This window comes from Agrilactobacillus yilanensis (genome assembly GCF_003946725.1).
Classification (GTDB): domain Bacteria; phylum Bacillota; class Bacilli; order Lactobacillales; family Lactobacillaceae; genus Agrilactobacillus; species Agrilactobacillus yilanensis.
This window is the reverse complement of the sequence record NZ_RHOY01000002.1, coordinates 74,514-96,787: the sequence shown is the minus strand read 5'-3', so window position 1 is coordinate 96,787 and position 22,274 is coordinate 74,514. Positions and strand designations below refer to the sequence as shown.

Below are 22,274 nucleotides of genomic sequence, written 5' to 3'. Positions count from 1 at the left end.
GGGATTTGATAAAATAACTTTATTATAATTGTAATTTAATTTTTTGAAACAAACGAAAATAATTATTGAGGAGAAAATATTTCGATGAAGCAGTTCAGAGAAAAACATATTTTATCATTAGTCTTTTGGGTCATTTTAGTGCTTGTTGCGATCTTTACCTTGCCGAATGTTTCGCAAATTGTTCGAGACAACGGGGCGGTGACCTTGCCGGATTCTGTCCAAAGCGAAGTGGCCAGTACCATTGAGAAGAAGATGGCAAATAAGGGTAACGTGCGCACGTTAATTGCGGTATTTAACAATAAAGACGGCAAAATCACCGATACCCAAAATGATGAAATTACGGATAAAATTAAAGCTTTAAAAAAAGATAATAATATCAAAATTACGAGTATCACGGGGCCAAGTGATAACGCTGAAACACGGAAACAGTTAGTTTCAAAAGATAAGACAACGCAAATGGCAATGATTACTTTAAAATCTAGTCAAAATGTCAAATCTCAAACAAATAAAATTTTAGATACCATTGAGACCAGCGGCTTACGTACATATGTAACTGGTAATGATATTTTGAATGATGATTTTTCAACGATCACTGAAAAAGGGGTTCAGAAAACAGAAATCATTGCGATTATCTTTATTTTTATCGTTTTGATTATTGTTTTCCGCTCACCGATTGTTCCGTTGATTTCGTTGAGTACGGTGGGCGTTTCCTTCATTATCGCCTTAAACATTGTTATGAATTTGGCTGAAAAGGCCAACTTCCCGGTTTCTAACTTCACCCAAGTTTTCATGGTGGTTGTCATGTTTGGGATCGGGACCGACTATAATATTTTGCTATATGATCGATTTAAAGAAGAAATGGCGAACGGTCTGGATAAAGTGCAAGCCGCACGGACGGCCCGTAAGCGTGCTGGCCGGACGATTTTATATAGCGGCTCGTCAGTGTTAATCGGCTTTACCGTATTAGGCTTAGCGAAATTCTCATTTTATCAGTCTGCAGTTGGTGTAGCCGTTGGGGTATTAGTGACGCTTTGTGTGGAACTGACCTTAAATGTATTTTTCATGGCCAATTTAGGAGCCAATATGTTTTGGCCAACCACCAAATTATCCGGTACCAGTGAGAACCGGCTTTGGAAGTTCTTGTCTAAAATAACTTTAAATCATACGTATGTTATGGTTGGGATTCTAGTCATTGCGGCTGTGCCAATGCTCATTAGTCAAGCAAAAGGGTCAACGTTAAACTATAATAATGCTGATGAATTACCAAGTACGGTTCAATCCAAAAAGGGTTATGAAGTTATTCAAGCTCACTTCCCAGCAGGTATGTCTGGGCCATCAACATTGTATATCGAAAGTGACAAACCGTTAAATACGCAAGAAAATCTGGCAACGATTGATGATTTGACTAATTATTTGAAAGCTGAAACTGGGGTTAAAACAGTAGCTTCTGCCACACAACCTGGTGGGACAGAAGTTAAACAGCTTTATTTAAAGAGTCAATTATCAACGTTAATTTCAGGTTTGAATGAAGCCAGTTCCGGCTTAAAACAAGTACAAAGCGGGTTAAACTCGGCTAATTCGCAATTAACAAGCGCTGATTTAAGTTCTAGTTTGTCTCAAGTCCAGCAGCTTGCTGACGGCACAAGTGCATTACAAACTGGGGCTCAAAGCTTAAGCAGCGGTATTTCTACGTATACAGCCGGTGTGGGGCAATTGGCCAGCGGTACCAGTCAATTGAGTTCTGGCGCCAGTACATTGAGCAGTGGGGTTGGTCAATTAAGCAGCAGCAGTCAGCAATTAACCGCTGGGTTGCAGCAGTTACAAGCCCAAGCCAGCCAGTTGTCCGGTTTAGCGGCGCAATTAAGTGCTAGTTCTGCCCAAGGTGGTGCAGCTTTAACGGGATTATCCAGCGGCATTAGCCAATTAGCCACGGGTTCTAGCGCTTTGAGTTCAGGACTTAGCAGTTTACAAGCTCAAGTACCGACCTTAACCAGTGGGGTCAGTCAGCTTAATTCAGGGGCCCAACAGTTGACTCAAAGCAGCAGTACTTTGGTCAGTGGCGGGACGCAGGTAGCTAGCGCTAGTGCGCAGGTGAACACCGGCGTACAGACGCTGAATACAAGAGTACAGCAATTGAGCAGTCAAGTGAGTGCCTTGCAAGACGGCTTAACTTCTGCAACAACGGCTTTAGGGCAAATTGACAGCGGTACTGGTGAAATTAAAGCTTATTTACAAGGCATGCAAAAGTCTTATATGGCGGACACGTTCTATATTCCAAAGGACAGCATTAAGAGTAGTAGCTTTAAACCGGCATTGGATGCTTATATGTCTAAAAATCACAAGATTACATCCATTACAATTGTGCTTAAAGGCGATCCAAGCACCACTAAATCAGCCAACCAAATCACCCAGATCACTTCAGATGTGAAGGCAAAACTAAAGCATAGTTCTTTAAAAGATGCCACAGTAGCTATTGGTGGTCAAACTTCACAAACCGCTGATTTGGAGCGTTTAGCAAATAGTGACTTTATGCGGACCGTGATCATTATGTTAATCGGTATTGGTATTGCTTTATTATTTGTAACGCGTTCGGTCATCCAAGCCATGACGATTATTGGTACTTTAGTGATCACTTATGTGAGTGCCATTGATATTAGTAAATGGTTGTCCGCAACGATTCTAGGCCGTGATTTATTGACTTGGAATACCCCATTCTTCAGTTTTATTATGCTGATCGCTTTAGGGGTGGATTACAGTATCTTCTTGATGATGCGCTACCGTGATGATGCCGGAGATATTCCGGATGTTCGGGAAAGAATTCATCATTCCGCAACGATTATCGGGGCAGTGGTCGTATCCGCAGCGGTTATTTTAGGTGGGACCTTTGCCGCGCTGATTCCATCCGGTGTCATTACCTTGATTCAAGTCGCAATGGTTGTGATCATTGGGTTGATTATCTTAGTCATCACATTGCCAATTATCATGCCGGCGATGGTCAAATGGACCTATCCTTATGTGAATGACAAAATGTATCAAAAGGTAAAACAGACTAAAGCTGGGGATGTTAAAAAAACCGACACAGCAGATAAAAAATAGTCGTACTTCCAATTAAGCTTTAAGGGTAATTTAAATTAAAGAGCACCTAAAAAACGCCAGAAATCCGTTGAGATATTCTATCTTTGCGGGTTTTTGACGTTTTTTACAGCAAGTAGAACTGTTTTAAAACGAACTTAATAAAGCGCTCTCTTAAAAACCCATAAAACTAGTATATGTAATTTTTGCATTGTTTATGGTAGTATAAAATCAAGAAGTAAAGTCATTATCATTTTATCGATGGTTGGACCGAACCGCTGGGATTTGGAGATAGCTTATCGAGTCTAAAGAATGAGGTAGAGGTGTGCCATGTATAAGTATATGCATCAGTTTTTAGGTGAGGACAGTATTGTGGATTTGGCCTACAAGATTGTTGCAGATTTGGATATTGATAAACAAATGCGCGAATCTGAAGATGGTAAAGGGGTTTTTGACTTGACTGAATTTCAAATGCAACCAAAATTAGCTTTCAAAATTGTGGAGCATTTGAATCATAGTCAAGCTTATTATCACTTTAACGTTGTGTTTACTTCCAAATTGTTCCGAAAAAGAATGAATTTAGTAGTGACTGAGATTGGCCAATTTGGTCATGCCTATGAAAAAGCTAAACCGACAGATCGAAATCCGTTTTTGGAATAGCATTAATAAACGTAAATAAGAGGCTCTAGGCAAATTTATTTTGCCAAGGGCCTCTTATTTTGCAGTTTAAATGCTTCAGTTTAGTCTGTTAATTTACCAACAACTGGTAATTTTGCGAGAACGGATTTTTTATGAGGTGCTTTTAAAATTGCATCAGATAAATCATTGCCTGGTGTTTGACCATGATGTTGATCACCTTGCCAAGCAGGGACGTCAGTCATATCGTAGACAACGCCATCCACAGCGACATATTTTTTAACGTCGTCTTTGCCGTTAAATTTTGCTAATTCTGCTTTTGTAAAAGTTTTTTCTGTCATATTCATCGCTCCATTCTTTAATCTATTGGTAACGCTTACCTACTTTAAATCATACCACAGTTTCAATCAGTTTTTTTGAAAAAAATGGGGTTAATTTATGAAGGTTCTGTTTAGATCAGTTTATTCATTTGATTTCAAGGCTTCGATCATATCTATATGCTGCAGTTTTTTGTGGGTGACGTACATGACAATTGCGGTAAAAACAAGCATCAAGACAGTTGCTGTGATGTAGCCAATAGGCGCGATGGTTAGTGGGAAGATAATTAAATTGGTGGCGGCTTGATGCAGAATATAGGCCGTTAATAGGTTACCAATACCATAACCTACTAAGATACCAACTAAAGTTAAAACAATGTTTTCCCGGACGATATATAGGGTTACTTCACGATCATAAAAGCCTAAAACTTTAATGGTTGATAATTCTCGAATACGTTCAGAAACGTTGATATTCGTCAAATTATACAAAACGACAAAGGATAAGATACCAGATAACAAAATGAAGATGGCCACAATTGGATCCAGTGTCGCCGCCATTTTGGTCATGGTTGCTTGTTGTGTATGGGTGTAGCTAGTGCCAATAGCCGCGCCACTATCCAGTAATTCTTGGGCCAATTGATCGCGTTGTTGACTGGTTTGTGACTTTAACTGAACGAGTAAGGTATTATTGACAGGTTTTTTCTGGAATAGTTTTTGATAGGTTACCTGATTTAAATAAATAAAATGGCCTGTGAAATTGGTTGTGATCCCAGTAATTTTAACTGTCGCTTTTTGGCCGTTTGTTAAAGTCAGTTTTAACGGATCACCGACTTGAATGCCTAAAATAGTAGCGGCTTTTTGTGTCAACAGAACCCCATTATTTTTAAGCTTCAGCGCTTGGCCTGTTTTGACATCTTGCAGTCGGGTGTATTTTTGAAATTGTTTTGTGTCCTTAGGCATATACAAGTTGACGTCGCTGATATGTTTGCCGTTGGCTTGTATTTTACCAATGGCTGTGGCTAACTGAGTTTGATGCTGATAAGTTTCAGCTTGTTTTAAGATGTTAATGGCCTTAGTATCAGATTGGGTATTTTTTAGACGAACGACGGCTTGGTAATTAAAAATTTCATGATATTGGCGGGTACCGCTGGCGGCAATGGAATTTTGAATACCAAAACCGGTTAAAATCAAAGCTGTCCCACCGGCAATGCCGATAATGGTCATGAACAAACGAGATTTGAAACGGAAAAGATTACGGTAGCTGACTTTACGGTTAAAACTCAGTCGACGCCAAAGTGGGGTAATCCGTTCTAATAGAATTCGTTTGGCTGATTTAGGTGATCTTGGCCGCATTAAGGCTGCTGGGCCAGCCGTGAGTTCTTTATTGACAACAATTAAGGCGGCCCCCACGGTTGCCAAGAGGGCAAAGACAGCTGCGATCGAAATAATGCCCCACTGTAAAGTGATATTGTGGCTCAGAGGGATGTAGGCTTTGTATAACGCTAAGACGATTCGAGGCAAGGCTTCATTGCCAATAATCGATCCTAGGATTGTTCCGATAATACCGGCCAAACCGGCATAAACTAAGTAATTTTTAGCAATGGCACCTTTGCCATAGCCTAACGCTTTGAAAGTTCCGATTTGACTGCGGTTTTCTTCAACCATACGGGTAATAGTGGTGAAGGTGATTAAAGCGGCAATTAAAAAGAAGAAAACCGGGAAAACATTGGCGATGGCTGCGATTCGATCGGAACTTTCACCATAAGCTTCAAATCCGGGTAGCTCTGAGCGTGTCTGCCAAGTGTAGTGAGTCTTTGTGGCCGCCAGTGCTTGTTTTTTGGCAGCGTTTAACTGCGTCTCCTGGGCTAACAATGTTTGATAGGCGGTGCTATTTGTTTGCTGATTAGCGGTTAATTGGGCTTTGGCCGCTGTTAACTGCATTTGTTGTGGGGTAAATTGCTGGGTTACTGTATTTTGTAACGCCGTTGTACGCTGCTTTTGACGGACTTTAAAGACCTTTTTTAACGCCTTTACTTTTCGGTTCACGGCGCTTAAGTAGGCTTTACTATAAGTGTTTTTAGTTTGTAAGTTTGAAAAACGGATATTCAGTAGGGTGGCTGTCGGTAAGTTCAGTTGTTTTTCAGGTAAATAGGCAAAAAAACGGACGGTGCCATCCCCGATATTTGCAGAACCACGGCTTTCATTGTCAATGTACTGCGGGGAATCAGCGAAACCTACAATTTTATAGCGATTCTGTTTTAAAGCGGCATCTTTAGCGAATTTAAAAGTTTGGCCTAAACGATAATGATATTTTTGTTTAGCTTGTTGGTCTAAAACGATCTCATTGGCATGTTTTGGCAAATGACCACTGCGTAAGATTAACTGATTTTGCTGCTGGGTAGCGTCATAGCCGTATAAAGCCACAACGGTTTTACTTTTAGCAGTTAAAGCATATTTAAATTTAGCCGTTTCAGCAGTTGCGCCGGTGACGGATTCTGCAACTTGGCTATCTTCTTTTGTAAAGCCAGTTGTAGATAACAGTTGAACGTCACTAAGTTTTGCTTTTTTAACCGTTTGATCCAGGGCCGTATTTAAGGCTGGGCCGGTTGCTTTAACACCGACAAAAATTAAAGTCCCTAGTAAAATAATTAAGATGATCGCAATAAAGCGGCCTTTGGATTGGGCGATATTGCGCCACATGTTTTTAGTTAGCGGTTTCAAATCAGCCACCTACCATTCAATTGCGTCAATGGACAAGGGGGTAGGATTATCTTCAATAGCCCGGACTTGCGCGTCATTGATTCGAATCACACGATCGGCCATTTTGGCTAACGCGGCGTTATGGGTGATGATCAAAACTGTTTTTTGATTCTCACGGCAAGCGCTTTCTAGTAACTTCAGAACTTGTTTACCGGTTTCATAATCTAAAGCACCTGTAGGTTCATCACATAGTAGTAATTTTGGATTTTTAGCTAAGGCTCTGGCCAAAGCAACCCGTTGCTGTTCACCGCCGGATAATTGAGATGGAAAGTTATTCAGCCGATGTCCTAAGCCTACTTGTTCTAGAACCGTTGTGGCATCTAAAGCATCTTCAACGATCGAAGCGGCCAGTTCGACATTTTCTTTAGTGGTTAAATTAGGGATGAGGTTATAAAACTGAAAAACAAAGCCAATATCATGGCGGCGGAATTCGGTGAGCTGCCGCTGAGAAAATTTAGCAATATCGACACCATCAATAATAACTTCGCCTTCGCTAGGACTGTCCATACCGCCCAGAATATTCAAGACGGTTGATTTACCGGCACCGCTGGGACCAAGGATAACCGTGAGTTGCCCTTTTTCAGCAGTGAAGGAAAGATCATTGTTTGCAATGATTTCGGTTTCACCCATTTGATAACGCTTATATTCATGCTTTACTTCAATGTAAGCCATAATTTGCCTCCGAAATAGCTTGATATAAGTCTATTATGCTGGATTCGCCGCTGAGAAACAACTTAGGATTGGGGAAAATAAATAGAAGCCGGATCAAAAATTTTGATCTAGCTTCTATTGTTTTGCATTCTGATTTTATTTCTGATGACGTGTTTGCCAGAATAATTCGATTTCTTCCAAAGATTTTCCTTGAGTTTCTGGTAAGAAGCGCCAAACGAAGATGGCAGAAATTAAGGTAACGGCAACGTAAATCATAAAGGTTAAACCTTCGCCGATACTATCGGTTAACATTGGGAAGGTCATGGTTAATAAGAAATCACTCAGCCATAGGATGACAGTACAGATGGACATTGCCCGGGCCCGAATTTTGGAAGGGAATATTTCTGAAATAACGATCCAAGTTACCGGCGCTAAAGAAACGGCGTAGGCTGCGATAGCTAATAAGATAAAAATTAAAATAACGGTTGCTGGTGCATCTACAAAAAAGCAGATGGCGACAACGGCTAAACTGACAGACATCCCTAATGAGCCAAACGTTAGCAATTTTTTACGGCCAATTTTATCAACTAAACCTAAGGCAACAATGGTAATAACCATGTTGATAACGCCGATGGAGACCGTTGCCATATAGGCGCCGTTTTGTGCGTAGCCAGCACCTTTAAAAATTTCTGGCGCATAATACATAATGGCATTACTGCCAGAGAACTGTTGGAATAAACATAATAAGACACCAATAACTAAAACAGGGAACCAAGTTTTGTTAAATAAATCGCTGAATTTTGTGTTATCTGTCGCATCTTCGGCGGTATTTAAGTCATCATAAGCAACTTTAGCGGCTTCAGTAGAACCCTCGACTTTTTGTAAAACGGCTAAAGCTTTTTGACTTTGCCCATGCTGATTTAACCAACGGGGGGTTTCTTTCGCGGGAATTAAGGCAAGTAAAAATAAGATAGATGGAATTAAGCCAACCCCCATCATTAAGCGCCAGCCCGTGGACACATTCCAAGCCTGGGTGGAGTGACCGGCAATCGCTGCATTGATGAAGTAGACAATAAAAATGCCAATAGTAATTGCCAGTTGGTTGATCGAAACTAAACGACCTCGAACATGAGCTGGTGCCATTTCAGCAATATAAATTGGTGTAATCAACGATGTAATGCCAATACCAATACCGGCTAAGATACGCCAAATAATCAAAGTCGTTAGTCCGCCGGCTAAAGCAGAGCCTAAAGAAGATAATGCAAAAATAATGGCAGATAATAATAGTGCTTTTTTACGGCCAAACGCATCACTGATAATACCAGCAATGGATACCCCAATGGCACAGCCAATTAAAATACAAGAAGTCACCCAACCAACGGCGAAGCTGCTTAAGCTAAATTTGATTTGTAAAAAACCAATGGCACCGGAGATAACCCCGGTATCATAACCGAATAATAATCCCCCTAAAGCAGCTGAACAAGATATCAAAATGACATAGCCGCTAAGTTTCGCTCTTTTTTCCATTTGATTTCCCTCATTTCCTAAAAGTAGGCGGTAATTCTAACTTCAGTAAGAGCGTACTTTGAAAACGGATACATTTAAATGGTAAAAAAGCGCTTAAAGATGGATTATTTTGAACTTATATCTAGATGTGAAGCTGTAGGCGTCTTTCCAGAGCGGAATAATTTGGGTGAAACTTGCATATTCTTTTTAAAAATACGGGAGAAGTAATAACTATCGGTATAACCTACTTGATGGGCGACGGCTTGAATTGATAAGTCAGTGTATTCTAAATAATGACAAGCCTGTTTAATTTTCAAATCGGTAATGAATTGATTCACACTTTTGCCAATGGTTTCTTTAAAAATGCGACTTAAATAACTAACGGAGATGCCGATATGATCAGTGATTTCTGACATCTTGATGACTTGATTACTGTGGTCATAAATGTATTGAATAGCTTCGCTAACGTACTGGTTACCGGAAAATGAGGGGGTTGCATTACCGATTTGAGTTGTAATTCTCGCCAACAGAACACCCAAATATTGGGAAACTAAAAAAGTTCGTTCATAAGAAAATCCCGGTAAAAAAGTTTGAATCATATCTGTGAATAAAACCATGAATTTGTCGGCCTGTAGTTCATTAATTTGATCGGTATAATAAAAATCATCCGCGGCCATTGGTAAATAATCTGCAGCTAAGCGGCCCCGAAAATGGACCCAGTAGATATCCCATGGATCCTCTGCGGCCGCATAATAAGTGTGGGCTTGATCCGGCGGTAAAATCGCCAGACAATTGTGATGCATTGCCCAATCTTTGCCTTTATAGGTAATTGTGCCGGAGCCATTGATACAAAAAATTAAAATCCATTCAGCGGTGCCTTTTTCCCGTTGAACATAGTGGTATTGGGCATTGGGATAAAAGCCAAGATCAGTCACGTATAAATTTGAAATGATTGGAGAAAAGATATAATTCTCTAAAATTGGTCCAGGTAAAACAAGCAAATATTCATTTTCAAAATTTTGCAGTTTTCGCATAACCAGCACCATCCTCTTAAATTTTATCAAACTACAGATACCCCCATTATAAAGCTTCAGCTGTTAAATAGCAGTTGGAGTGTAGAATTGTCCATCTTTTTAAGCCGATAATGTATTTAAAGAAATCGCTTTCTTAAGTATGCTGTAGCTAGAAATTGATAAAAGGAGTGGTCTTTAATGGCAGATTCACAGACACAATCTACGGTAACATTAACAAAATCAGAACTCGTGATTCCGACTTATTTAACCCAAAAACCTGAGAAAAACCCAATGTTTTTAGAAAAACGAGTCTACCAGGGTAGTAGTGGTAAAGTTTATCCATTCCCAGTTGTTGAAAAAATTTTGGATAAAAAAGTTGATCGAACTTATCAGGCCATCATTTTGGAGAATCAATACTTACAAGTAACTTTTTTACCGGAATTAGGTGGGCGTATTTACCGAGCTTTAGATAAAACAAATAATTATGATTTTGTGTATTATAACCATGTGATTAAACCGGCATTGGTCGGTTTAACTGGATCTTGGATTTCTGGTGGGATTGAATTTAACTGGCCGCAACATCATCGTCCTGATACTTTTCAACCAATTGAACATCATTTGACGACACATGAAGATGGCTCAAAGACACTTTGGATGAGTGACGTTGATCGAATGTATGGTACCCGAGTTTTAGTAGGGTTTACGATGTTTCCAGATAAAGCTTACTTAAAACTAACTGAAACATTTTCTAATCCTACTGATTTGCCACAGACTTTTCTTTGGTGGGCAAATCCAGCAGTACCTGTTAACGATCATACACAGTCTATTTTTCCGCCAGATGTGCATGCTGTTTTTGATCATGGCAAACGGGCTGTTTCTAATTTTCCAATTGCGACAGGTGAGTACTACAAGATGGATTATTCTGCTGGGGTGGATATTTCTCGTTATAAAAATGTACCTGTCCCAACTTCTTATATGGCAGCACACTCCAACTATGATTTTTTAGGCAATTACGATTACCAAAAAGCAGCAGGGTTGCTGCATGTAGCAGATCATCATACGTCACCTGGGAAAAAACAATGGACTTGGGGCAATGGCGATTTTGGTCAATCTTGGGATCACCAACTAACGGATACGGATGGCCCTTATATTGAGTTAATGGTGGGCACTTTTACAGATAATCAACCCGATTTTACTTGGTTAAAGCCTCATGAATCTAAGCAGTCTGTTGAATATTTCATGCCTTATAAGGGTGTGGGGGCTGTTAAAAATGCAACGATTCAAGCTGCCGTTAATCTAGAGAAAAAAGACGATCAAGTCACACTAGCAGTCTATAGTACAGCTGTTTATCCGCAGGCAACAATCAAACTTTATCAAGCCGATACCGTTCTTTTTGAGACAACTACAACGTTAAGTCCACAACAAGCGTATACCAAGACTGTGGCCCAAGTAACAGGAACAGCACAAACCTTGAAACTTGTTGTTTACGATGTCCAAGGAGCGGTTTTGGTCAGCTATCAACCAGAGGCCAAACGGATTGAACCAATGCCTGAAGCAGCGCAAGCAATTGCGGCACCAGCTGATTTAAAAACGAATGATGCGCTGTACTTTGCAGGACAACATTTGGAACAATATCGGCATGCAACTTATCGGCCAGAGGCTTATTATTTGGAAGGCTTGCGGCGGGATCCTACAGACTATCGTTTAAATGATGCTTATGGTTTGTTACTTTATCGTCGGGGACAGTTTCAAGCTAGTGAGGCGTATTTTAAAAAAGCGATTGCCAAACAGACAACACATAATGGTAATCCTTATAATGGGGCTAGTTATTATCATTTGGGTATTAGTTTGTTTAAACAAGCACGTTTTAATGAGGCTTATGATGCGTTTTATAAGGCAACGTGGTCTTATGAAACGCAAGCGACTGGCTTTTTAGCTTTAGCAAAAATCGAAAGTCAAAATAACGCATTTGATAAAGCATTAGCCTTTATCAATCAAGCGCTCAATCAAAACTATCAAGATCTACCTAGCCGTTTTGTGAAAGTGAACTTGTTACAGCGTCTGGGTCGTATTGATGAGGCTAAAGCATTAGTAGCCGAAACAAAAGAAATTGATATTTTAGATTTTGGGAACCTACTTGCAGCTTATCAATTAGAGCCGACACCAGCTAATAAAGATGCTTTTATGCAGGCAATGAACGGGCGTTTAAATAACTATTTAGAATTGGCACAACGCTATATAGAATTAGGTAATTTTGATTCAGCAGCTTGGGTTTTGGCGCAATCGGATTCGGATAGTCCTTTGCGTCAATACTATTTAGCTTATATTGCTGCAAAACAAAATCAGCAAAATCAAGCTTTAGCTTATGCAAAAGCGGGGGCGGCAGCGACACCAGACTATGTTTTTCCGAATCGCTTATTTGACGTCGTCGTCTTAGACTTTATGAATACATTAAATCCAACAGATGGTTTAGCTGCTTATTATTTAGGAAACTTGTACTATGATCGTAAACAGTACGATCAAGCCATTACTTTATGGGAAAAATGTGTTGCTCAAAATCCAGATTATGCTATGGCTTATCGTAATCTATCCATTGCCTATTTTAATCAGCAACATAATGCGGTGAAGGCTGAAAAATTTTTAACAAAAGCATTAACGTTGGACCCTGATAATGCGCGCTTAGTCTTTGAGTTAGACACTTTATATGAAAAACGGCATTATCCATTGACGCAGCGTTTAGAATTTTTGGAAAGTCATTTGGAATTAGTAAAACAGCGAGATGACAGCTTAATTCAATATGTAACTCTGTTAAATGAAAGTGGCTCTTACCAAAAAGCTTTTAATCTAATTATGGGTCATCTCTTCCACCCTTGGGAAGGCGGTGAAGGGAAGGTTTCGACGCAATATGAATATGCATTAGTTGAATTAGCTAAAATTGATTTACAGCATAAAGCCTATCAGGCAGCCAGTGATAAGTTGCAACAAGCGTTAGTTTATCCACGAAGTTTAGGCGAAGGAAAGCTACCGATTGCTCAAGATAATATCATTGATTATTATTTAGGTTTGGCCTATCAAGGTTTAAATCAGCCAGCGCAAGCAACACAATATTTACAACAAGCAGCAGTTGGCCTGAAAGAACCTACAGATATGATGTACTACAATGATCAACCAGCAGATACAATCTTTTATCAAGGCTTGGCATTGGAAGCACTGCAGCAGACAAATGCGGCCAAAGCTAAGTACCATAAACTCATTGATTTTGGGGAAAAACATCTTTTTGATAAATTTAAATTGGATTACTTTGCTGTATCTTTGCCGGATGCACTTTTATTTGATGAAGATTATCAAGCACGAAATTCAGTTCATTGTTACTACTTGATGGGGTTAGGCTATCTAGGACTGAATCAAACCGCACAAGCGCAAGAGATGTTCCAATCAGCTTTGAAATTAGATAATTTACATCAAGGGGTACTACGGCATCAAAACTTTAAAAAATAGCCTCTGTGAATTATAAGTAAGGTGGTGTCTTATATTGGTAATTCAGATTGAACCTTATCAACGGTTAAATCAAAAAGATTATTGTGAAATTACCTTAATCAATGATAATGGCATGCAGGTGACACTTTTAAACTATGGCGCAACTTTGGAAAAAATCCGACTACCACAAAAAGATGGGACATTAAGAAATGTCATTTTAACATTGCCAACGCCTGAAGATTATAGTCGAACGCGAAATTATTTGGGTGGTGTTGTTGGCCGTATTTGTGGTCGAGTCCGGAAAGGTCAGTGGCAATATGGGGCAACGACGGTACAATTGCCTTTAAATGATGGTGTAAATCATAGCCATGGTGGTGATGAAGGGACAGATACCCAGGTTTTTAATTTTCAAACTTATCAAACAGCTACAGAAGCGGTGGCACAGTTTACATTGCTAGACCCAGCAGGACATAATGGCTATCCCGGTAATTTAAAATTAATTGCAACCTACACTTTGACGAATGATAATGCCTTACTACTGCAGTTGACAGCGGTTTCTGATGCTTTGACGATCCTAAACCCAGCCAATCATGTTTATTTTAGCTTGAACGGTTCTGGAACAACAATTTTAAATAACCAATTGCAATTAAATAGTGCCTATTATTATCCACTGGACACGACTAGTTTACCAAAGGTGGGGATGATGTCAGTCGCAGACACTGTTTTTGATTTTAGAAAAGGGGTTTTGATTAGGACAGTATTACAAAGCGAGGATCCAGAAATTAAGGCCGAAAATGGTTTAAATCATCCCTTTGTACTCACTGGAAAAGCCCCCGCAGCTTGTTTGTGGTCTGGGGATCAAACGATTAAACTCACCGTGACAACAAAAGCACCAGGACTTGTGGTATATACGGCCAATCATTTTGATCATACAGGGGTTGCCCATAATATTGGTCAATATGCGGGAATCGCTTTAGAAACTCAAGTCCCACCTAGCGGGACAACTGATTTAAGTGCCATTACTTTATTGCCTGGAGAACATTGGCAAACTTGGACAAAATGGGCCTTTAATTTTTAGCATTAAAAAAGACAGCTGTTGTTAAAAAATAAACAGCTGTCTTTTTGATGTGATTTTAAGGTTTTAAGCCACGGTATAAAAATTCAGCGACTTCTTCACTAGATTGGGCAATATCTAAATTGTGATCATTTCGTAAAATAACCGGTAAAATGTACCCCATAATGGCGCTGGCAATATAGCGAGCAATTCGCGGCATAGGCCATTGAATTAATTGACCGTTGTCTTGGTATTTTTGAAATAAAGTGTTGGCATGTACGGCAATTTTCCCCATGAAAGTATCTCCTAATCGTTTAAACATGCCATCACTTCGGGCAATTTCTTGAATTAAAATGCGTAATTGTGCTTGATTTTCAACGGCAAAAGTCATTCGATCTTGGGCCAACCATTTTAAGAAATCTTTAAAATCAGTGTTGTTATTTTGCAGTAGTTCAGTTAAAAAGTCATTAGCTATTTTGGGGACGACCTGCTGAATGGCCGGTGTCAAAATGGCGTGTAATAAGCCTTCTTTAGTTTTGAATTGTTTATAAACTGTACCTTCAGAAACATTAGCTAATTTGGCAATATCACTTGTGCTGGTTCGATCAAAGCCTTTTTCTGAGAAAAGTGTCAAACTTGCCTGTAAAACTGATTTTTGCTTGGCAGATAAATCAGAATCGTCAACACTTTGATTAAATAAATCGGTGACTTTGTTCGGTGTTGTCATTCAAAAACCTCCTTAAACTTCACGATAACGCCGCATAGCAACTAAATTCAAGCCTAAGAAGAGGGCGGCGAATAAAACTAAAATACCGAGATCGGGCAAAATAGCCATAAAACCGGCATTCTGAGTAATAACACTGCTCATCGCATCGGCCCCATAATAAAGCGGCATGATGTAAGCAACAGGCCGTAACCAGCTGGCCATTTGATCTAACGGGAAGATCCCAGAGAAGAAAATTTGCGGAATGATAATTAACGGGATGAACTGGACCATTTGAAATTCTGTTGCCGCAAAAGTAGAAATCAATAAACCTAAAGTTAACGCGACCACCGCCAGTAGAATATTAATCAAAATAACATTCCAAAGGCTGCCAAGAATTTGAATTTTGAAAACATACATCGTAAATGCAACGATGAGCAGCGTTTGAATTAAGGCAAAAATCCCATACCCCAAAAGATAGCCACTAATAATTTCACCACGCTTAACGGGAGTAGCCAGCAAGCGGTTTAAAGTACCAGTGGTTCGTTCCCGTAATAGCGCAATACCTGAGATTAAGAAAACAAAGAAGAAAATGACAAAACCTAATAAAACAGGTAATAACGTATCAAAAAAAGTGGAACTGCTACTGCCATATAAATAGTGAGTCTTTTGTTGGTAAGTAGTGATTGCTTTAGCTGTACTCGTTCCAGGACTGGCAATTTGCACATTGCCTAGACTTTGCTGTAATTTCTGTAAAGCTTGGCCTTGTGATTTCAAAGTGCTGGCAGCGGCTTGCATTTTTAGTTTAGCTTGAGCGGCTTTTAAACCTTGACGTAAAATTGTGCTTTTACTTTGGTCACTGTTTTGTAAAGTTAAAGTTAATTTATCGCCCTTTTGATTTAAGACACCGGCATAATTATGGTTGCGAATCAAATGCGTCGGCGTTTTGTCAGTGGCCACATATTTAATTTTAATATGATCTTGATCAATGGCTTTGACCAATTGGGTATCCGCGTTTTGAACGGCTAAAGTAGCGCTTTGATCTGTATTAGATTGAAATAGAAAATAAATTAAAGTCAAAATGAAAAGTGGGGCTAAAAACATCATAGCGATGGTTCTTTTATCCCGAGACATTTCCATCAAAATACGTTTAACGATTGCGAGTATGCGCATCTTGCTGCCTCCCTGCTTTTAAGAAAACCGCTTCAATAGAATCGACTTGGTAATCGGAAATAAGTTGTTTTGGCCGACCTTGAGCGATGGCTTCGCCTTTGCGGATCATGAGAATACTATCTGCCTGTTCTGCATCTTCCATCACGTGGGTTGTCAGTAAGATGGTTTTACCAGCAGCGGCCATTTTATGGAGTTCAAGCCAAATTTTTTGGCGTAACACTGGATCAATCCCAACGGTAGGTTCATCCAATATCAAAATAGCCGGATCTGAAATTAAGGCGATAGCTAGAGATAAGCGCCGTTTCATACCACCGGAATAACCGCCGATATTTCGATCTAAATCTTCGGTTAAGTCAACGACTTTGGCGGCAGCTGGAATACTTTGGGCCAGTGTTTGTTTGGAAACACCTTGCATGGCACCAAAGAAGTTTAGATTTTCTCGGCCGGTTAGCGCATTGTAAAGGGCATCTGTCTGGGCCATAAAGCCAATTTTAGCGAGTAGTTGACGGTTTGGCATGGCTTGGCCTAAGACCGTAACATCCCCAACTTTTGGCCGCAGCATCCCCATGATGGTACTGACTAACGTTGTTTTGCCAGAACCGCTGGGACCGATTAAAGCTAGAATTTCACCTGATGCAACCGTCAAATTGATGTCTTGTAAGACGATCGTTTTGCCATAGCCTTGTCTTAAGCCATGGACTTTAATAGTTTGGGTCATTTTTATCACCTCAAAATTAGTAAGTGAGCACTCACTAATCATAATAGCGTCTTTTTTTAAAATTGCAAGCTTTTTAGTGAGTAGGTCTAAAAAAAGCGCTGTTGGTCTGAAATATTTCCAGAGCAACAACGCTTTAAAATGGGTGAATCATAATTTCAAGGTATCTTTTAAGATTTCAATATCCTTAAGCAAGTTTTGATTATGGTTAAATCTGGCAAAAACATAGGCTTGATTCAGCCAATCGGCAATTTGTACATCATCGATTTTTAAGGCCACACCATTTTGAGCCCGTAAATACATAAAACGCGCTAAATAGTAAGTGACGTGGTATTTAATACAAAGTTTATACGCGTATTGAAGCAATTGGTTACTTGTATCGTAATCTTTAATGCTCGCATAAAATTGAGCACTATAATACATCAGGCTAATTACTTGGCCGATGGTTCGGTTGTCTGTCGCAGGAATTTGATAGACTTGATGCAAAACTTTATCAAAATAGTATTCTGCTTTGTCTGTTTGACCTTGCTTACTGTAGACTAAGCCGCAACCGACATAGGCTAATTGCGTATAAATAGAGGTGCCCGCAGCATCTAAATCAAAAATATAGTTAAATTCAAACAGGGCATCTAACGGTTTAAAATCCGAAAGGGCACTAAGATAACCCTTCAAGTAATGATACGTTAATTTGTCAGTGGGATTTGCTAAAGTGCGTTCATCAATGTTGTTTAAAATACGTTGGATTTTACGATATTCAGCGGTAATTAGGGAGAATTCAGCGGTTTCTAGTTGTTTTTGATGAGAAGGCTCGGAATTAGTATCTGAAAAAATATCTGCTAAGGCTAAGTTTAAGCGTTCACAAAGTTGAATCAAAATCTTCATAGCAGGAACTTTACTATTATTTTCGAACTTACTCAAGGTAGATTGTGTACAGATTCCAGAACAAAGCTCTTGTTGCGATAGGCCAAGTTCATGACGTCTATCAATAAATAGTTGAATATTCAGCATAATGCGACTCCTTTATATATTCTCTTTAATATCATTTTAGCATAATCGGTTCGAAATATTAATATTCTTTTGTCGACTAAAATAAATTTAGCTTTAAGCTTAGAAAAGGTTATTTTAAAATTGAAAAGGCTTATATAAAGCTTTTTTTATATAATAAAGGACCTAAAAAATAATTTGTATATATTTTAAGAATATTCTGTGGTAGTATAATGGTAGGTTCGAAATATTTGTTTTGGGGAGTTGAAGAAAATGATGGAACCGGTTAATCCGTATCGACGGTTATCCCGGGTTTTAATTACAACGCTCGTCGTTGTTTTTTCTATTCTAATCGCTGGTGGGCTTTTGATTTTTAAAAACCAAGCGCCTCGGCCGGCTAAAATCGTAGATAACCAAGGGCAAACCTTGGTCACACATAAATCGTTGTTGAGTGGGCAGGCTGTTTTTGAGAAATATGGTTTGACAGATTATGGCTCTTATTTAGGTAATGGTTCTTATTTGGGCCCAGATTATACAGCAGAAGCGTTACATATTTATTTAAAAGGTATGCATCGTTATTATGCTAAAACCCTTTACCACCAGTCTTGGCAAGATCTATCTGATCTGAAAAAAGAAGGGATCAAAGGGAAAGTCAAAAATGAAATTAAAGTTAATCGTTATTCTGAAAAGAAGGATACGTTAACTTTAACAGCAGCACAAACGGCAGGTTTAACTTATTTACAAAAATATTACCGTAAAGAATTTGTGAATAATCCGCGTCAAGCAGGCTTGCCAGAGAATATGATTGATCAAAGTACCGGTCAGTATATGGCCAAAGGGGATAAGGTAGATCAGTTGACCAACTTTATTTTCTGGGGGGCTTGGTTAGCGTCTACGAATCGACCAAATCGTAATTTCACTTATACCAATAACTGGCCTTACGATTTAGATGCAGGCAATGTAATGCCGTCAGAAGCGATGCTTTGGACAGCAATTTCGGTGGCTGTTTTAGTTGCTGGGGTCGGCGTTATTATTTGGTTCCAGCGGCGGTATCATTTGGAAATGGACATGGCTTATGATAAAGATCACCTGCCAATGATCAATCCAGATCGACCGATTACCAACAGTCAGCGCAAGACTGCAAAATTCTTTTTGGTTGTCGTCTTATTGTTCTTAATTCAAGTGCTTTTAGGCGAATTGTTAGCGCATTATTATGTCGAGAACGAATTTTTCGGTATTCCATTACAGAATATTTGGCCATTTAATTTAGCAAAAACTTGGCATTTGCAGTTAGTAATCTTTTGGGTTGCGACGGCTTGGTTGGCCACTGGGATTTATGTTGTACCACGAATCCGAGGAAAAGAACCAAAACGCCAAGGTCTATTAGTCGATATTTTATTCTGGGGCTTAATTGCCGTTGTTGGCGGCAGTATGCTCGGTGAATGGGGCGATATTTTAGGCTTTGTTAAAGAGAGATGGTGGCTGTTTGGGCACTTTGGCTGGGAATACTTAGAAATGGGTAAGTTCTGGCAATGGCTCTTTATCGCAGCGATGATTTTATGGATTATCATCTTAATGCGGGGCTTTATTCCGGCCATCAAACGGCGGGGACAAAAGAATATTAGTGTGGATCGGACGAAATTAACGACGCTATTATTCTTAGGTGCTATCGCAATTCCTGCTTTTTACATGGCTTCATTATTCATCTTGCCAGATTCTCACGTAACTTTTGCGGATTATTGGCGTTGGTGGATTGTCCATCTATGGGTAGAAGGTATTTTTGAATCCTTTGCCGTAATTTTGATTGGTTGGTTAATGGTAGATATGAAACTAACAACCAGTCAATCTACAATTCGAGCTTTATATTTCCAATTAATCCTGTTATTAGGTTCTGGGGTTGTTGGGATGGGCCACCATTACTTCTGGCAAGGCGATCACAACGTTTGGCTAGCACTAGGGGCTTGTTTCTCCGCTCTAGAAGTTGTACCACTTTGTTTATTGGTTTGGGAAGCATGGACGCATTACAAAGTTTACAAAGTAAGTGGCGTTGAATTTCCTTATAAAGGTACGTTCATGTTCTTAGCTTCAACTGGGATTTGGAACGCAATTGGCGCCGGCGCATTAGGCTTTTTAATCAATGCACCAGCGATCAACTACTTTGAACATGGGACGCAATGGACATCCGCCCATGCCCACGGTTCAATGGCCGGGGTTTATGGCATGTTCTCAATTGCGGTTTTACTCTACACCTTAAGAAATGTTTCTAAAAAAGCCGTTTGGACGGCCAAATTGGAAAAATGGATTAAGTGGGCTTGCTGGACTTTAAATGTAGGTTTAGCCGGGATGGTCTTCATCACGTTAATGCCAGTAGGGTATTTACAATTAAGTGATGCCTTAACAAACGGTTATTGGCATGCACGTCTGCTAAGCTTCTATCGTGAACCGGTGGTGAAAACGTTGCTGGGCTTGCGTAGTATTCCGGACGTCATCTTTACCGTCGGTGTTGTCTTGTTAGTTATGGTTGTCTTTAAGATCTTTAGAAATCTTAAACCAGCCGACAATGATGGCATGGCTAAAGAACAAGGTCAATGGGACCAAGATTAGTAAAGTACATGGCTTAGACCTTGCGTTGTAATAGGTCTGATAGATAATTAAACAGAGATTAGATCAAAATAATAATTTTTGATCTGGTCTCTGTTTTTATATTATTATTAATAAATTTGAATTTAAAACAAAAAAGATTGCGATTTTAGTAAAAGCTGATAGGATAAATGCAGCATTAATTTTTATAAAAGGAGGCAATAAAATGGCAAAAGCGCCATATAAAGTGACCATTTCAAAAGCCATGGCCGAAAAATTTAAACTGTCCTCAGGCGACCAGTTAAATTTAAAGGTTAGAGAACATGGCGTTCAATTGCAGCTTCAAGGTGAAAAAACAACTTTTTTCCAGCAGAAGATGGTTATTTGGACGTTAATTCTAACAACTTTAGCGACTTTGGGATTTGTCCTTTATTTTGTAGTGAATCAAAGACGTAAAATTCCCTTATCAGGCAGTGAGTCTATTGCCAGTTTAGTGATCTTACTGGGCGTTATTACGGGGACGATTATTTTTTCAATTTTTTATATTCAAAATCGTAATCAGATGACCCATTATTTTGTGCCTCGGGTGTATTGGCGCAGTTTTCCAATTATTGTGATTTCATTCGCAGTTATTTTAGCATTATTGCTGCTGGGTAGTTTTTGGGTATTAGAGCATATGTTTATGGGGACACGCTTTGATCTTTTTACAGCAACGTTAATCTTTTTTACATTTAGCCTATTAATCGATTATTTTATGGCGTCGATGGCTTTAACAATCAATGCCAATACGTTAACCAGTTTATTTGTGGCGGTGTTTGTGACCGGTGTGGCAATTGCGATGGTGACTAACGGGGCGGATATGTGGTGGCGTCATAATTTAAGTTATTTAGGCACAAAGGTGGCTTACAATAGTTGGCAGTTTAACGCCACATTAATTTTATCAGCATTTATCATGCTTGCATTGATCGATTACCTATTTGTTTCTTTGAAAGTTCAATATCCCCATAGTCGACGGCTGACAACATTAAGAATTATTTTGATGTTAGTGGCGATTGATCTGGGGGCAGTGGGGTTATTTCCTAATAATATGCGTTTTCACTGGCTTCATGATCACATCTCAATGGCGCTAGTTTACTGGATCATCATGTTAATTATTGGTATCCGCTGGCTATTACCCAAGGTTACTAAAGATTTTCTGATTATCTCTTACATTTTAGGCGGCGGCTTATTAGTCTTGGATTTCTTATTTCAGGGCATTGGTTATCTATCTTTAACAGCTTTTGAGTTAAGCGCCTTTGTAGCAGCTTTTTCTTGGATTATGTTGTTGATTCAGCGGATTAAGCGGTTAATTGATACCCCGGATGGCGATATAGTCACGATTCAAGTGGTGGCATCACCAGATGAAACAGTGGCAAAACCTAAAATATAGAATCTAAAGACAAATTTGAGCATATTAAATTCTATTTATTGAATAATGACTACAATGAAGACATAACGATAAAAAATAGTTTATTTCAAAGAATATTTGTCAAATTAATGATAAATCGAGCTAATAAAAAACCACTTAATTGAGTGGTTTTTTATTGGCCAAATAATAGTTAGGCGGTGTGATTTCGAGGGGATTTTTGGGCAA

Annotated in this window: 15 protein-coding genes; 6 read left to right on the top strand and 9 right to left on the bottom strand. The window is 39.3% G+C overall.

Annotation, left to right across the window (positions count from 1 at the left end; translation table 11 throughout):
• The first annotated feature begins 84 nt into the window (after positions 1 to 84).
• A complete protein-coding gene (locus EKM93_RS01890; protein WP_125712506.1) occupies positions 85 to 3,096 on the top strand; it encodes an MMPL family transporter in 3,012 nt (1,003 codons plus the stop codon).
• A gap of 306 nt (positions 3,097 to 3,402) precedes the next feature.
• Positions 3,403 to 3,732 (top strand): hypothetical protein, encoded by a 330-nt coding sequence (locus EKM93_RS01885; RefSeq protein WP_125712504.1) that lies wholly within the window; start codon positions 3,403 to 3,405, stop codon positions 3,730 to 3,732.
• Between the two features lie 80 nt (positions 3,733 to 3,812).
• Here EKM93_RS01885 and EKM93_RS01880 read toward each other — a convergent pair whose 3' ends face one another.
• From EKM93_RS01880 to EKM93_RS01860, 5 genes are all read right to left on the bottom strand, one after another.
• Positions 3,813 to 4,049 carry a cytochrome b5 domain-containing protein gene (locus EKM93_RS01880; RefSeq protein WP_125712502.1) on the bottom strand — a complete coding sequence of 79 codons (237 nt, stop codon included), beginning with the start codon at positions 4,047 to 4,049 and terminating at the stop codon, positions 3,813 to 3,815.
• 120 nt (positions 4,050 to 4,169) lie between these two features.
• Complete coding sequence (locus EKM93_RS01875) at positions 4,170 to 6,746, bottom strand: ABC transporter permease (protein WP_125712867.1); 2,577 nt, start codon at positions 6,744 to 6,746, stop codon at positions 4,170 to 4,172.
• A 9-nt stretch (positions 6,747 to 6,755) separates the two neighbouring features.
• Entirely contained in the window at positions 6,756 to 7,457 is a 702-nt protein-coding gene (locus tag EKM93_RS01870) for an ABC transporter ATP-binding protein (RefSeq protein WP_125712500.1), read from the bottom strand.
• A gap of 135 nt (positions 7,458 to 7,592) precedes the next feature.
• Positions 7,593 to 8,963: a sugar porter family MFS transporter gene (locus EKM93_RS01865; protein WP_125712498.1), complete on the bottom strand. Its 1,371-nt coding sequence runs from the start codon at positions 8,961 to 8,963 to the stop codon at positions 7,593 to 7,595.
• Between the two features lie 104 nt (positions 8,964 to 9,067).
• A complete protein-coding gene (locus tag EKM93_RS01860) occupies positions 9,068 to 9,976 on the bottom strand; it encodes a helix-turn-helix domain-containing protein (RefSeq protein ID WP_125712496.1) in 909 nt (302 codons plus the stop codon).
• A 177-nt stretch (positions 9,977 to 10,153) separates the two neighbouring features.
• Here EKM93_RS01860 and EKM93_RS01855 point away from each other — a divergent pair, with 177 nt between their 5' ends.
• On the top strand, positions 10,154 to 13,453 hold the full coding sequence (locus EKM93_RS01855; RefSeq protein ID WP_125712494.1) for a tetratricopeptide repeat protein: 3,300 nt from the start codon (positions 10,154 to 10,156) through the stop codon (positions 13,451 to 13,453).
• A gap of 34 nt (positions 13,454 to 13,487) precedes the next feature.
• Positions 13,488 to 14,510, top strand: coding sequence for an aldose epimerase family protein (locus EKM93_RS01850; protein ID WP_225423604.1), 1,023 nt, complete (start codon positions 13,488 to 13,490; stop codon positions 14,508 to 14,510).
• A 55-nt stretch (positions 14,511 to 14,565) separates the two neighbouring features.
• On the opposite strand, the gene EKM93_RS01845 is transcribed toward EKM93_RS01850, so the two are convergent.
• The 4 genes from EKM93_RS01845 to EKM93_RS01830 all read right to left on the bottom strand — a co-directional run bounded on the left by EKM93_RS01845 (position 14,566) and on the right by EKM93_RS01830 (position 18,085).
• Positions 14,566 to 15,213, bottom strand: a complete 648-nt coding sequence (locus tag EKM93_RS01845) for a TetR/AcrR family transcriptional regulator (RefSeq protein ID WP_125712490.1) — start codon at positions 15,211 to 15,213, stop codon at positions 14,566 to 14,568.
• A gap of 12 nt (positions 15,214 to 15,225) precedes the next feature.
• Positions 15,226 to 16,362, bottom strand: coding sequence for an ABC transporter permease (locus EKM93_RS01840; protein WP_125712488.1), 1,137 nt, complete (start codon positions 16,360 to 16,362; stop codon positions 15,226 to 15,228).
• Positions 16,340 to 17,080: an ABC transporter ATP-binding protein gene (locus EKM93_RS01835; RefSeq protein ID WP_125712486.1), complete on the bottom strand. Its 741-nt coding sequence runs from the start codon at positions 17,078 to 17,080 to the stop codon at positions 16,340 to 16,342. The genes EKM93_RS01840 and EKM93_RS01835 overlap by 23 nt, the downstream gene beginning before the upstream one ends.
• Positions 17,081 to 17,227: 147 nt before the next feature.
• On the bottom strand, positions 17,228 to 18,085 hold the full coding sequence (locus tag EKM93_RS01830) for a helix-turn-helix domain-containing protein (protein ID WP_125712484.1): 858 nt from the start codon (positions 18,083 to 18,085) through the stop codon (positions 17,228 to 17,230).
• Positions 18,086 to 18,334: 249 nt separating this feature from the next.
• On the opposite strand from EKM93_RS01830, the gene EKM93_RS01825 reads away from it, so the two are divergent.
• Together EKM93_RS01825 and EKM93_RS01820 are read left to right on the top strand one after the other, a co-directional pair.
• The gene (locus EKM93_RS01825; protein WP_225423603.1) at positions 18,335 to 20,665 is read left to right on the top strand and encodes a nitric-oxide reductase large subunit; all 2,331 of its coding nucleotides are present in this window, start codon (positions 18,335 to 18,337) and stop codon (positions 20,663 to 20,665) included.
• Between the two features lie 202 nt (positions 20,666 to 20,867).
• Positions 20,868 to 22,070 (top strand): DUF998 domain-containing protein, encoded by a 1,203-nt coding sequence (locus EKM93_RS01820; protein WP_125712482.1) that lies wholly within the window; start codon positions 20,868 to 20,870, stop codon positions 22,068 to 22,070.
• The last annotated feature ends 204 nt before the right edge of the window (positions 22,071 to 22,274 follow it).

Coding starts and splice junctions, on each gene's coding strand:
- EKM93_RS01890 (WP_125712506.1), top strand. CDS start 85: ATGAAGCAGTTCAGAGAAAAACATATTTTATCATTAGTCTTTTGGGTC.
- EKM93_RS01885 (WP_125712504.1), top strand. CDS start 3,403: ATGTATAAGTATATGCATCAGTTTTTAGGTGAGGACAGTATTGTGGAT.
- EKM93_RS01880 (WP_125712502.1), bottom strand. CDS start 4,049: ATGACAGAAAAAACTTTTACAAAAGCAGAATTAGCAAAATTTAACGGC.
- EKM93_RS01870 (WP_125712500.1), bottom strand. CDS start 7,457: ATGGCTTACATTGAAGTAAAGCATGAATATAAGCGTTATCAAATGGGT.
- EKM93_RS01865 (WP_125712498.1), bottom strand. CDS start 8,963: ATGGAAAAAAGAGCGAAACTTAGCGGCTATGTCATTTTGATATCTTGT.
- EKM93_RS01860 (WP_125712496.1), bottom strand. CDS start 9,976: ATGCGAAAACTGCAAAATTTTGAAAATGAATATTTGCTTGTTTTACCT.
- EKM93_RS01855 (WP_125712494.1), top strand. CDS start 10,154: ATGGCAGATTCACAGACACAATCTACGGTAACATTAACAAAATCAGAA.
- EKM93_RS01845 (WP_125712490.1), bottom strand. CDS start 15,213: ATGACAACACCGAACAAAGTCACCGATTTATTTAATCAAAGTGTTGAC.
- EKM93_RS01840 (WP_125712488.1), bottom strand. CDS start 16,362: ATGCGCATACTCGCAATCGTTAAACGTATTTTGATGGAAATGTCTCGG.
- EKM93_RS01835 (WP_125712486.1), bottom strand. CDS start 17,080: ATGACCCAAACTATTAAAGTCCATGGCTTAAGACAAGGCTATGGCAAA.
- EKM93_RS01830 (WP_125712484.1), bottom strand. CDS start 18,085: ATGCTGAATATTCAACTATTTATTGATAGACGTCATGAACTTGGCCTA.
- EKM93_RS01825 (WP_225423603.1), top strand. CDS start 18,335: ATGATGGAACCGGTTAATCCGTATCGACGGTTATCCCGGGTTTTAATT.
- EKM93_RS01820 (WP_125712482.1), top strand. CDS start 20,868: ATGGCAAAAGCGCCATATAAAGTGACCATTTCAAAAGCCATGGCCGAA.